The organism is Reinekea sp. G2M2-21, from assembly GCF_015687175.1.
Classification (GTDB): domain Bacteria; phylum Pseudomonadota; class Gammaproteobacteria; order Pseudomonadales; family Natronospirillaceae; genus Reinekea.
The window spans coordinates 64,246-76,113 of record NZ_JADPQG010000010.1 but is presented as its reverse complement, the minus strand read 5'-3'; the positions used below and the strand labels follow the sequence as shown (position 1 = coordinate 76,113).

General features: G+C 50.5%; 11 protein-coding genes. 6 read left to right on the top strand and 5 right to left on the bottom strand.

The window, feature by feature from the left end; genetic code table 11:
• Window positions 1–20: 20 nt before the first annotated feature.
• The 3 genes from IYN85_RS23605 (at window position 21) to IYN85_RS23595 (ending at window position 1,812) form a co-directional block, all read left to right on the top strand.
• The gene (locus IYN85_RS23605; RefSeq protein ID WP_196161436.1) at window positions 21–413 is read left to right on the top strand and encodes a hypothetical protein; all 393 of its coding nucleotides are present in this window, start codon (window positions 21–23) and stop codon (window positions 411–413) included.
• A gap of 22 nt (window positions 414–435) precedes the next feature.
• The gene (locus IYN85_RS23600; RefSeq protein WP_196161435.1) at window positions 436–960 is read left to right on the top strand and encodes a ClbS/DfsB family four-helix bundle protein; all 525 of its coding nucleotides are present in this window, start codon (window positions 436–438) and stop codon (window positions 958–960) included.
• A 222-nt stretch (window positions 961–1,182) separates the two neighbouring features.
• Window positions 1,183–1,812, top strand: a complete 630-nt coding sequence (locus IYN85_RS23595; protein WP_196161434.1) for a helix-turn-helix domain-containing protein — start codon at window positions 1,183–1,185, stop codon at window positions 1,810–1,812.
• 69 nt (window positions 1,813–1,881) lie between these two features.
• Here the strand turns inward: IYN85_RS23595 and IYN85_RS23590 are convergent, their stop codons facing one another.
• Window positions 1,882–2,265 carry a VOC family protein gene (locus IYN85_RS23590; protein WP_196161433.1) on the bottom strand — a complete coding sequence of 128 codons (384 nt, stop codon included), beginning with the start codon at window positions 2,263–2,265 and terminating at the stop codon, window positions 1,882–1,884.
• Between the two features lie 213 nt (window positions 2,266–2,478).
• Here IYN85_RS23590 and IYN85_RS23585 point away from each other — a divergent pair, with 213 nt between their 5' ends.
• The 3 genes from IYN85_RS23585 (at window position 2,479) to IYN85_RS23575 (ending at window position 5,252) form a co-directional block, all read left to right on the top strand.
• A complete protein-coding gene (locus tag IYN85_RS23585; RefSeq protein ID WP_196161432.1) occupies window positions 2,479–2,745 on the top strand; it encodes a DUF211 domain-containing protein in 267 nt (88 codons plus the stop codon).
• A gap of 11 nt (window positions 2,746–2,756) precedes the next feature.
• The gene (locus tag IYN85_RS23580) at window positions 2,757–3,326 is read left to right on the top strand and encodes a VIT1/CCC1 transporter family protein (RefSeq protein ID WP_196161431.1); all 570 of its coding nucleotides are present in this window, start codon (window positions 2,757–2,759) and stop codon (window positions 3,324–3,326) included.
• A 345-nt stretch (window positions 3,327–3,671) separates the two neighbouring features.
• Window positions 3,672–5,252, top strand: coding sequence for a diguanylate cyclase (locus IYN85_RS23575; RefSeq protein ID WP_196161430.1), 1,581 nt, complete (start codon window positions 3,672–3,674; stop codon window positions 5,250–5,252).
• Between the two features lie 251 nt (window positions 5,253–5,503).
• On the opposite strand, the gene IYN85_RS26065 is transcribed toward IYN85_RS23575, so the two are convergent.
• From IYN85_RS26065 to hutU, 4 genes are all read right to left on the bottom strand, one after another.
• On the bottom strand, window positions 5,504–7,726 hold the full coding sequence (locus IYN85_RS26065) for an ATP-binding protein (RefSeq protein ID WP_196161429.1): 2,223 nt from the start codon (window positions 7,724–7,726) through the stop codon (window positions 5,504–5,506).
• A gap of 4 nt (window positions 7,727–7,730) precedes the next feature.
• Window positions 7,731–8,411: a transporter substrate-binding domain-containing protein gene (locus IYN85_RS23565; RefSeq protein ID WP_196161428.1), complete on the bottom strand. Its 681-nt coding sequence runs from the start codon at window positions 8,409–8,411 to the stop codon at window positions 7,731–7,733.
• Window positions 8,412–8,639: 228 nt separating this feature from the next.
• Window positions 8,640–10,169 carry a histidine ammonia-lyase gene (hutH, locus tag IYN85_RS23560; protein ID WP_196161427.1) on the bottom strand — a complete coding sequence of 510 codons (1,530 nt, stop codon included), beginning with the start codon at window positions 10,167–10,169 and terminating at the stop codon, window positions 8,640–8,642.
• Entirely contained in the window at window positions 10,162–11,853 is a 1,692-nt protein-coding gene (gene hutU / locus IYN85_RS23555; RefSeq protein ID WP_196161426.1) for a urocanate hydratase, read from the bottom strand. Before hutU ends, hutH begins: the two co-directional genes overlap by 8 nt.
• Window positions 11,854–11,868 lie beyond the last annotated feature (15 nt).

Sequence of the window (11,868 nt, the reverse complement as noted above, 5' to 3'; positions counted from 1 at the left end):
AAGCCGCTAAGGAGGCCATTATGTTAATCGCACTGGGTTATGGAATCATCAGCACACTATTACTGTATGGGGGGTATCAGTGGTTAACGGCTCGATACCCAAAACGTGTGTTAACACACACCCTGCCTCTGAGCGTATTGAATGCGTTGTTGGCTACAGTATTCACCATTCTTTATCTGGTCAGCCCGGAGTCATTCAGCGCCGAGACCCAGATATCCGGTATCGCACCCCTGGTATTCTTCACAATACTGTCGCTTTATTTTTATTTGCTGATTATACCTTTGGAAGGACTCAACCTGGTTTTGCTATATCAGGAGAAGGCACGCTTCGCAAGGGCACCTGGTCTGAGTCAACTTTGTTTAAGTATGATTGCGATAGCCGGTGTCATCTACATTTCTGTTTCTGTCTTTTAATTCAGCGAAAGGAGGCTTTGTTATGAGCCGACCCACAACTAAAACCGACCTGCTAGCCTCTGCCAATACCGAGTTCGAAAAACTTTGGGCGTTAATAGAGTCGATGAGCATGGATGCGCAAAAAGCTTCATTTCAATTTGAGGACCGGGACAAGAACATTCGGGATGTGCTGATGCATCTGTCAGAGTGGCACAAACTGGTCGAGTCTTGGCATCGCGAAGGCACGCTCGAAGGAGGCATGCCTGCGGTTCCGGGTGAGGGCTATACCTGGAAAACTCTTCCAGAGTTTAATCAGAAGCTTTGGGAGCGTATTCAGGGTGTTCCGTTGTCGAAGGCCAAAACTCTGTTAAAGAAAACGCATCTGCAGACGCTGAACTTGATAGAGTCCCATACCAATGATGAGCTGTTTAAGAAATCGGTTTATCCCTGGACAAAAAGTTCAACGCTTGGTGCCTACTTTGTCAGTTGCACTTCCAGCCATTACGTTTGGGCGATGAAGAAGATTCGTAAGCATAAGAAAGCCACTCAAGAAAACGCTTCTGCTTAAGGTTCAACATCCGGCACGCAGAGTGGTCTGGCTTGGGGAGCAACCCTCCTCAAGTTAGTCCTTAAGGTGAATGTCTGTATTTTCAGAAAGCACAGCGTTGCCTTTATGGCACGGCTTGAATAATGTGGTTTTCCGCAAAGTGGCGTACAGAGAATCACATTTCGTTGTTTAGCGCGGCTACAGGATGGGAGCTTCAAATAACTATTGGTGGGGAAAGATACCGTGATATTGGAAGAATGGCTGTATTCGAGCGAATGTGATTCAACCGCTATCGTGCTGCCGGATGGATGCTGTGACGTTATTTTTCAGCAAGATGAACAGCATTGCTTTACTTTTTCCATAACCTCTGTCGATAGTTGCGCCTATCAGGTGGCCCTGAGCAAGGGTGTCACATTGCGTGGTTTTCGGTTGAAACCCGGGGTGGTCGTTGACGAAACATCGTTGGCGGAGTTCATGGCGCACGAGCCTGAACCGAGTAAGCTGGATAGCACATGGCTAAACGAATTTTGCGCGGTGAAAGCTTCGGTCAATGAAGCGCTTGAAGGTCTCCGATCCGACTTAAACGGGATCGGAGCAGTGGCAAAAAATTTAGGTGTGTCGGTACGCACCTTACAACGGCACATCCGGTCGGAAACCGGAAAGTCACCTTACTTCTGGATGTCGTTGGTTCGAGCCAGGCGTTGCGCCCGGCTTTTGGCCGGGGCTGCCGACCTAACGGATGCAGCATTGGCTTCAGGCTATGCCGATCAGTCACATATGACCAGGGAGTTGCAACGCTGGTTCCGGTGCACACCCTTGGCCTTTAAACAGGGGCGCTGTCACAATGAAATCCACTTGTCCGGCTACGACTAGTGGTCTATGCGTGAATTTAAGTAATGAAAGCGCATAGCAATCGCGCCACCTTATTTTCTGCATGGACCACTAGCTCGCCACCGGTGAGCAAATTTCAATGAGAAACCCATTAGGGTCTCCGACGTACGCCGTTGTCTGTCCCCAGGGTTCGTTGCGTACTTCTTGAATTAGCGTTGCGCCTTGCTTTAAAGCCGCTTGCAATGATGCCTCTACGTCGTCTGTTTCAAAGGCGATTTCGAATACAGGGTTGTTGACGTCTGGCTTGCCTGGGTTTCTTCCGAGTTGAGTCATCAGTGATGCAGATGAAAATGCAAGTTTTGTACTACCGGTGTCCAGCTCACCATAGTCGCCACTTTCATGCAACATAGCTCGCGTTAAGCCAAACGATCGTTCATAGAATGAGAGCGTCGTTTCTACGTTTTCGACATAGAGTATGGTGTATCGTAATTTCATGGTTGAGACCTTTCTCCGCATTAATTGAGTGGTAACCCTAATGGTTGATTCGCTCATCGTCTTGAAAAAAAGCGACACGTTCAGAAAAGGGCAATGATGGGCTAGGGTTTATCTACCTGCGCGTCTATGGCAATTGGTCTACACTGATTGTGTGAACTTTTAGCGGGGCGCGAGTTGCCTTGCTGATAAATCTTAACTCAAGAAGTGGTGCCTATGATTAAGCTAACCGGTGTCGTCTTGGATGTTCTAAAACCGCATCAGCCCGGTGCGCTGGAGTTTGCTAATTCCATTGCGCAATGCCGCGAGGGTTTGGTGGTTAATCTGGTCGTTGTGGAAATGGATGAAAAAACCCATTCCCTGAGCATAGAAATTACGGGGCCTGACATACCGTTGGACAATATTGAATCTGTGATTAACGACATGGGCGGTTCTGTCCACAGTCTTGATGAAGTTCAGGTAGTTAACGACAATTCAGACTGAGTGTTCGGTTTATGTCTCGACGCACACTACAACAAGCACTGGCGTTGACTGAAAGTACCGCACTTTTGCGACGTTACTTTGTTGTTAACGGGTTTGATGGCGCTCTGACGATGCTGGGTATTTTAAGCGGTTTTTATTTAGGCGAAGTTGCCGATACGCGAATTGTCATCAGCGCTTGTTTAGGGGCTGCGGTGGCATTGTTTATGAGTGGCTTGAGTGCAGCTGTGATCAGCGAAGCCGCTGAACGGAAACGCAGTCTGGCAGAAATGGAACAGGCAATGGGAAAGAGTTTGCAACAATCTGCCCATGGAACTGCAGCGCGTTTGACGCCATGGTTGGTGGGTGCCGTTAACGGTTTGTCTCCTCTGTGTATATCACTGCTTATTCTCTCGCCGGTGTTTTTTTATTCCCCGGACATGCGATACTCACCATTATTGACCGCGATGAGCTTTGGCCTTATCTGTTTGTTCTTGCTTGGTATCTTCCTGGGGCGAATCGACGGGAGTCATTGGTTGCTGAGTGGGTTAAAAGCGCTCTTTGTTGGCATATTCACTTTAACGATCATCCTATTGTTGGAATAATGCCGCCAAAAAACCGGAAGTTCACAGCCGCTTCCTTGTTCTGAAAACCTTGTTTAAATCCAAAATGGACCTTGCCCGCGTCACCAATGTTAGAAACAAGTGAATGATGGTTTGGCGACGCTGGTAAATTTAGCACGACCAGGCAACTGAGTTGAGGGATCGCCCCGAACGACGAGTAAAATAGCGTGCAGATTGAATCAGCCGCGTTATCTCTTGGTTGGTTGTTCTCGTCATCAATGACGGTTGTTTATTGTAGTGGCATTCCTTTCGCTTTGTGACTTCGGCTTTTTCTTAATAGTCTCATTTCCGTATTCCTTAACTGAGGCAATTTGGGTTGGATGGTCTATGATGCGAATCATAGGTTTGATCGGAATACGCCGTTGCCGTACCGTTGCGCGCCGCGCAATAGGCCGCAAGGTATCTGCTATGCTGATATTTGGGTGCGCTCAGGCGCAAATTTTTCTCTTTAATCGGCTGACTATGTTTGGAAAAGGCATTAAACCTCTAATTTTAGTGTGTTTGGTCATTTTTACCTGGGGGTTTAGCGGCGCACGCGCCGCTGAGCCTTTTGTGAAAACACCAGAACAACGGGATTACCTGGCCCAGAGGAATGACATAACCGTTTGTGTGGACCCAGATTGGATGCCCTATGAAGCTATAGACGGCAACGGCCGTCATGTGGGAATAGCAGCGGACTACATGGGGCTGTTTGCCGATATGATCGGCAAACCCTTGCGCTTGGTCGAGACGGAATCTTGGGCTCAGAGTGAGGCATTTGCCCGTGAACGCCGATGCGATCTGCTGTCGATGCTGAATGAATCAGACGCCCGCCGGGAATACCTGAACTTCACCTCACCCTATATGGAAGCCTCAGTGGTTTTGGTCGCCCAGTCCGAAGTGCCCTTCATTGATGGATTGCAGACGCTGTCGGGCAAAACACTCGCCATGGTGGAGGGCTATATTTTTGAGGAGCGGATCCTTGAGCAATACCCGCTAATTGATCTGGTATACGTAGAATCCATGGTACAGGCTTATGAGAAAGTCTCGGCCGGTGAAATCTATAGCGCTATGGGAACACTCTACGTCGCCACATCTCAGATTCAGCAGTTGGGTTTGAGCAACCTCAAAATAGCCGGACCGACTGGCTTCAGAAGTTACTTTCGGGTCGGGGTCCGCAATGATGATCCTATCTTGTTGTCGTTGTTCCAGGCCGCCATCGACAACCTGAACCCGATTGAGGAAAACGAAATTCTGAAACGCTGGATCTCAGTGCGGCTGGAAACCGGAACGGATTACCGTTTGGCTGTTCAGGTACTTAGTATTGCAGCATTGATCTCCGCTTTATTGCTGTACCGAAACTGGAGTGTTCGCAAGCTGGTGGCTCAGTTGAACCATGCGAATCAGCAGTTAGAAATAAAGTCGGAAGCACTCAGTCGACTGTCGCGTACTGACTCGCTCACCAAATTGCATAACCGTCTATATTTGGATGAACAATTTAAAACCGAACTACAGCGTTTTGAACGGTATGACACCGCCTTTTGTTGCGTGTTACTCGACGTGGACCGGTTCAAGGAGGTGAACGACCTGTACGGTCATGCGGTGGGGGATGCTGTCTTACAGCAATTGGCGACATTGTTAAAATCATCCGTTCGATTTAACGATATTGTGGGCCGCTGGGGTGGCGAGGAGTTTTTAATTATCTGTCCGCAAACCAACGAATCGGGTGCGCAAACCTTGGCTGAAACATTACGCGCTAAAATTGAACAGCAAAAGTTTACAACTGTACCCAACCTAACTTGCAGTTTTGGCGTGGCTGAAATCCAGCAAGATCAGACTGAAACTCAGTTACTGGCACTTGCCGATGAAGCTCTATACCGGGCGAAAACACAAGGCCGTAATCGAGTGTGTGTTGCACTGGCGCGCTAGCCCGGAAATTTTATTATAGGTTGAGAGCTGAGGGGGAATGAGCCTAAACAGCTTGTTCGTTTGTCCGCCAAGTCTTAGATATTCTAAGGCTCAAGTGCAATCGGGCAAAGTGTAACGGGATTTTTTATCTGACTCGATCAGCGAAGTATGGTCGAAACGTGTTACCGAAGTCCATTTATCCGAATGCCATACCAGCTCTGGGATACAGAGTTATTTTAGGCGATATAGAGAAATTTTCGGGCTAACCTGATTCACTGCGTTTGCCCTTGGTTTTTTACGGTTTCACGCAGTCGTTGCGTGAGTTCTTCCATCAAAATGGGTTTTGCCAGATGACTGGTGAAACCTGCTTCATGGCATCGGGCTATTTCGTCAGCGGCGGTCAACGCAGTTAACGCAATCACAGGCAGTCCTTTCCAGCGAGAGTTCTGACGGATGTGTTCAATGGTGGTAAAGCCATCCATCACCGGCATCTGTAAATCCAATAACACCAGTTCGAACTCCTGAATGTCCAATTTATCCAGTGCCTGTGCGCCGTGGTTGGCAATGGTGACTTCAAAGCCCAGATCCTCCAGCATGGTACTGGCAACCAGTTGGTTCACTTCATTGTCTTCAACGAGTAATACCCGATTGCCGCGAAAGGTCTCACGTTGTGCCGGCGCTTGGTCAACCGGAAGGAACTCTCCGGTGAGTACCTGTTGTAAGGTAACCACGAGTTGCTGACAGGTGAGTGGAATAGAAAATGTGGCAGGCAACTCGTGACAGTCGATATTCAGACAGGGTATGTCAGCAGCCGTCATGGATGGTGTCATGCATTCGTTATTGGTTAAAAATGCGGCTGCATCGGCGCACAACTCTGCGGTGAAATTTTCCTTGAATTGCACCGGAATTCCAGCGTTGCGCGCCAGTTTGACCAGATTATGGGCTAGGTCATTATAGGGCAATACCACCATCAGCTTTTTCTCGACCGGCCATTCCAGTGTGGTTTCCAGTGTGCGCACCAACGGTGTAGGTATTGAAAAGTAGAAGCGCGAACCTTTACCGTCACGACTATCGACATGGATGTTGCCGTTCATTTTTTGAATCAGATCGTTACTTATTTTCAGCCCTAGCCCTGTGCCTGTATGGGCCCGAGTAGTGGTCGAGTCGACCTGTTCGAACGCTTTAAACAATTTGGACAGATGTTGCTCGGGAATGCCGATACCTGTGTCCTGTACACACACATACAACCCATTTTCGACGCTGTATTGGGCGATAATTTTGATGCAACCCCGTTCGGTAAATTTTAGGGCATTGCCAATCAAATTGTTTAACACCTGGCTGAGCCGGTTTTCATCGCCTTCGACCCAAATTTGCTCGGTGAAGTTGGTTTCAATGAGTAAAGCTAAGCCTTTGTTACGGCAGCTGGCTGAAAATAGTGCGCTGCAATTTAGTAAGAACTGGTTCAGTTCAAAGGGTGCGTTGGTCAGCGTGAGCTTGCCCGCTTCCAATTTGGAAAAGTCCAGGATGTCATTGAGAATGCTGAGCAGCGTTTGCGCTGATTGCTTGGCAATCTTGAGGTTTTTTGCAATGGCAGGGGGTGGGTTAGCGCCCAAACTGATGTCAATTAAACCGATGACACCATTCATGGGCGTACGAATTTCGTGGCTCATATTGGCGATGAATTCTGATTTGGCCTGGCTGGCTTGCTCGGCGGACTCTTTCGCCGTTGTGAGCTCCGTAGTGCGCACATCGACGATTTTTTCCAGTTGTTGTTTGTGATCTTCCAATAAAATAATAGCCTGTTGTTGTTCGATCATGCTGGTCCGCAGCCGGTTCACCAAGTCGTTCAGGGCTTCCAAAACGACATCTAATTCGTCTGCGTGAGGGTTGTGTCGTTCGAATCGAAATTTTTCGTAGTTGTCGGATTCCAGCATCTGACGACTTTGCACCGCTAAAGTCACCAGGTGATCGAGGATCAAACGTCGCATCAGAATTACCGTGCCCGCACCGACGCATACCGCCATCAGCAGCAACGGCAACAGGAAACTACCCAAAATTTGCCCAAGTCGTTGACGCATCCAATGCGTATTCGGTTGCACGCGCAGTTCTCCGACAAGCTCGGTTTCGCCGAAGGAATTTTGCGTTTTGAGTGTAATGACGGTGGTGCGTGTGTCCTCTGTTATCTGGCCACGAACGTCCGTGAAGGGGTCGATACTAGAAAAACTGATGACCTCAACGCCTTGCAAAATGGGTTGTTCAATAAGGCCGTTTAGCAATACAGCCAGGCTGTCATAGTCGAACAGGTACAATGCGCTGCTGATACTGGGCGCTGGCGTAATTTCAATGGCGTTGATCGAGTTGGCCAATTCTTTTTTCAGCAAATAATACTGCAGCGTAAATCCGAGAAGACCGAAAATCACCGTAAAAAAAAGGGTTATAGCCATGGTATTCAAGGCAATGCGCGCTTGGATTGATCGTTGAATAGGCTGTGCCACGCCGTTAAAACCCCAATGTATTGATGATAATTTTTTCCAGTTCACCACTGTCGCGCATCTCGTTCAGCGCTTGGTTTAACGGCTCGATCAGATTTTCATGTCGCTCGTGGACATAGTGAAATAACGGTATGTTTTGAATGGGGGTCGGCAGCATGTTAATGGTGCTGTCTGGCCAGGAACGAATGAGCTCCAGTCCAGTATCGCGGCTGGCAATGACGATATCGACCCGGTCTGCTTCGAGCAGTTTCATGGCTTGCTCCAGTGTTTTGGTTTCGATCCGGTTCATGCCGATGGTTTGATTCTGCGCGGCGGCGAAACCGGCAATATAGGCCAGTCGAAAAGGTTCAAGATCTGCCCAACTCTGAATGCTGAGGGCTTGTCGACTGAACGCGTGGATCGACACAAAATAATGTGGGCTGGCTAGCGGCACCACCTGCTCAAACGGCTGTTGCGCGCCCGCCACGCGAAACAAGGTGGCGTCTGTTTTACCGTCATTGAGGTCTGGCAGTAAGCGAGGCGTGGGCACCCGGATAAATTCGGGAGTCATGTCCACATGGCGGTACAGTTGACGGATAATTTGAATATTAACCTTGGCAAATTTGCCATCCACGCCATAGCTGATGGTGAACGGCTCTGCGCAGAGCGTCAAAGGAAGTAACAGGATTAGCAATAACACGCTTTTCACGAATCTTAACTCTTTAATACGGAAGGAAAGTTGAGGGTAGGAAGCTGTGCTCCGCCCCCAATTGAGCGTAGACGATAAAAACGGGTTATTCCTGATTGTTAATGCAACCTTGATTAATTCAAATCACCTCAGATCTTTAATTTGAAGGAGCCGGAGGGCGGGGCTGAAATGGCAATTATGCAAAGGTGTCTTAATCAATGGGCGCACGGGTGTGCGCCAGTAACTGCCTCAGTCGGTCAGCATGATGTCGGTAATAGCAAACGGGCGCAGACAGTCCGCTTTAATCAGGTCAAAGGCCGCTTTGATGTCGGGCGCGAAGTAGCGATCTTTGTCGTAAAACGGCACGTGAGAACGCAGTTCTGTTTTAGCTTTTTCCAGCAGGTCACTGGATCTCAGTGGGCTCAGGAAATCCAGCCCTTGGCATGCCGCTAACCACTCGACGGCCAAGATGCCGACGGTGTTTTCATGCATATCCTTTAACCGACGTGCCGCAAACGTCGCCATCGAGACGTGATCTTCCTGATTGGCAGATGTCGGCAGGCTGTCGACTGACGCCGGATGTGCCAGTGTTTTGTTTTCACTGGCCAGCGCCGCGGACGTGACCTGAGCAATCATGAAGCCGGAATTCACCCCGCCGTTGTTGACCAGAAATGGCGGCAAACCGCTCAAGCCGCTGTCGATCAGCAACGCCATACGACGCTCCGACAGGGCACCGATTTCCGCAAGTGCCAGGGCGAGGTTATCTGCGACCATGGCAATGGGTTCGGCATGGAAGTTACCGCCAGACAGGATCTCATCATCGTCGCTGAACACTAGTGGGTTATCGGATACCGCGTTGCATTCGGTCAGAATCACACTCGCGGCATGACGCATTTGCTGCAGACACGCCCCCATCACCTGCGGTTGGCAGCGCAGACTGTACGGGTCCTGAACTTTGTCACAGTTTTCATGTGACTGTTCGATATTGGAATGCGCCAGTAAATGACGATACGCCGCCGCCATATCAATTTGCGCCTGATGACCGCGGGCCAGATGAATGCGTTCGTCAAACGGAGCGCGTGAGCCTTTGGCGGCTTCAACGGTTAGGGCGCCGATCACGGTGGCGGCCAACAAAGCGTTCTCGGTTGCGAATAAGCCTTGCAGTGCCAGCGCGGTAGAGGCTTGGGTGCCATTAAGCAGAGCCAAGCCTTCCTTCGGTGCCAGTACGATGGGTGTTAAGCCAGCCAGTTCCAGTGCAATTTTAGCGGAGATGGTTTCGCCCTGATAAAAGGCTTCACCTTCACCCAACAGAATAGCGCTCATGTGCGCCAATGGGGCCAGGTCGCCGCTGGCGCCGACCGAACCCTTAATGGGAATGCAGGGGTAAATCTCTTTGTTGACCAGGGTGATCAGCGCCTGAATGACGTCCAACCGGATACCGGAAAAGCCGCGCGCCAAGGAATTAATTTTTAACACCATCAGCAGACGTACCGTGCTGGTGTCCATGTATTGGCCGATACCCGCAGAATGACTCAGTACAATACTGCGCTGCAGGGTTTCCAGTTCTTCCGGTTCGATCCGCGTATTGGCAAGCAAGCCGAAGCCGGTGTTAATACCGTAGACAACACGATTGTCATCGATGACTTTTTTTACGGTGGCGGCGGACTGTTCAATGCCGTCAAGACAGCTTTCGTCCAACGACAAATGAACTGCCTGCAAGTGCACCTGATGTAATTGTGCGAGTGTGAGCTGCCCGGGCTTGATGACTAATTTATTCATAGTGGTGACCTCCGTTGGCACCTTCAATCATGGGCAAGTCCAGTTGGTTATCCTGGGCGCATTGCACAGCAATATCGTATCCCGCATCGGCGTGACGCATGACGCCGGTGCCGGGGTCGTTCCACAATACCCGGCCAACACGGGTGCGCGCCTCCGGCGTGCCATCGCAAACCACCACAAGACCGGCGTGCTGTGAAAAGCCCATGCCAACGCCGCCACCATGGTGCAGGCTTACCCAGGTAGCTCCGCTTGCGGTGCTCAGCATGGCATTCAACAGCGGCCAGTCAGACACCGCATCGGAGCCGTCTAGCATGCTTTCCGTTTCGCGATTAGGAGACGCCACGGAGCCGGAATCCAAATGATCACGGCCGATTACAACGGGCGCTTTTAATTCACCAGAGGCGACCATATCGTTAAACGCCTGACCAATCCGGGCGCGATCTTTTAAACCAATCCAGCAGATACGGGCGGGCAGCCCCTGGAATTGAATGCGTTCACGTGCCATGTCCAGCCAGTTGTGTAAGTGCGGGTTATCCGGAATCAGCTCTTTCACTTTTGCGTCGGTTTTGTAGATGTCTTCTGGGTCGCCAGACAGTGCCACCCATCGGAACGGACCGATACCTTCGCAGAACAGCGGGCGGATATACTTTGGCACGAAACCGGGAAAATCAAAGGCGTTGTCGACACCCTTCTCAAGTGCCATCTGGCGGATGTTGTTGCCGTAGTCGAGTGTTGCAGCACCACGATCTTGCAGCGCTAGCATCGCGCGCACCTGTACCGCCATACTTTCTTTCGCCTTGTCCACGACCAACGCCGGGTTTTCCAAACGCATGGTTTTCGCCTGTGCCATTGTCCAACCCTGTGGCAGGTAGCCATTGAGTGGGTCGTGCGCGCTGGTTTGGTCAGTTACCACATCCGGTGTGATGTTTTTGGACACCAGTTCGCTGTAAACATCGGCGGCATTGCCCAGCAAACCGACACTGATGACTTCGCCCTTGGCGGTTGCTGTATGGATTACTTCCAGTGCTTCGTCCAAGGTGGTGGCTTTGCGGTCGACATACCCCGTGCGCAAACGGAAGTCGATCCGGGATTCGTCACACTCCACCGCGAGCATCGAAAAACCGGCCATGGTGGCTGCCAATGGCTGTGCGCCACCCATGCCACCCAGCCCCCCGGTCAGAACCCACTTGCCATTTGCGATTCCGTTGAAATGTTGTTTCGCCACGGCCCCGAAGGTTTCGTAAGTACCTTGAACAATGCCCTGGGAGCCGATGTAGATCCACGACCCGGCCGTCATCTGGCCATACATCATCAAACCCTGTTTATCGAGTTCGTTGAAATGCTCCCAGTTCGCCCAGTGCGGCACCAGATTTGAATTGGCGATTAAGACGCGCGGGGCGTTTTCATGTGTTTGGAACACACCGACCGGCTTACCGCTTTGTACCAACAGCGTTTCATTGTTTTCCAATCGGGTCAGGGTTTCGACGATCTTGTCATAACATTTCCAGTTCCGCGCAGCACGGCCAATGCCACCGTAAACCACCAACTCTTCCGGATGTTCCGCGACATCGGGGTGGAGGTTGTTCATTAACATGCGCAGTGGGGCTTCGGTCAGCCAGCTTTTTGCGGTGAGTTGGGTGCCAGTGGGCGCTGCAATGCTTCGGGAGTTGTCCAGTCGAGTCATATGAGGTTCCTGTTT

Coding starts and splice junctions, on each gene's coding strand:
- IYN85_RS23590 (WP_196161433.1), bottom strand. CDS start 2,265: ATGAAATTACGATACACCATACTCTATGTCGAAAACGTAGAAACGACG.
- hutU (WP_196161426.1), bottom strand. CDS start 11,853: ATGACTCGACTGGACAACTCCCGAAGCATTGCAGCGCCCACTGGCACC.
- IYN85_RS23605 (WP_196161436.1), top strand. CDS start 21: ATGTTAATCGCACTGGGTTATGGAATCATCAGCACACTATTACTGTAT.
- hutH (WP_196161427.1), bottom strand. CDS start 10,169: ATGAATAAATTAGTCATCAAGCCCGGGCAGCTCACACTCGCACAATTA.
- IYN85_RS23575 (WP_196161430.1), top strand. CDS start 3,672: ATGATGCGAATCATAGGTTTGATCGGAATACGCCGTTGCCGTACCGTT.
- IYN85_RS23580 (WP_196161431.1), top strand. CDS start 2,757: ATGTCTCGACGCACACTACAACAAGCACTGGCGTTGACTGAAAGTACC.
- IYN85_RS23585 (WP_196161432.1), top strand. CDS start 2,479: ATGATTAAGCTAACCGGTGTCGTCTTGGATGTTCTAAAACCGCATCAG.
- IYN85_RS23600 (WP_196161435.1), top strand. CDS start 436: ATGAGCCGACCCACAACTAAAACCGACCTGCTAGCCTCTGCCAATACC.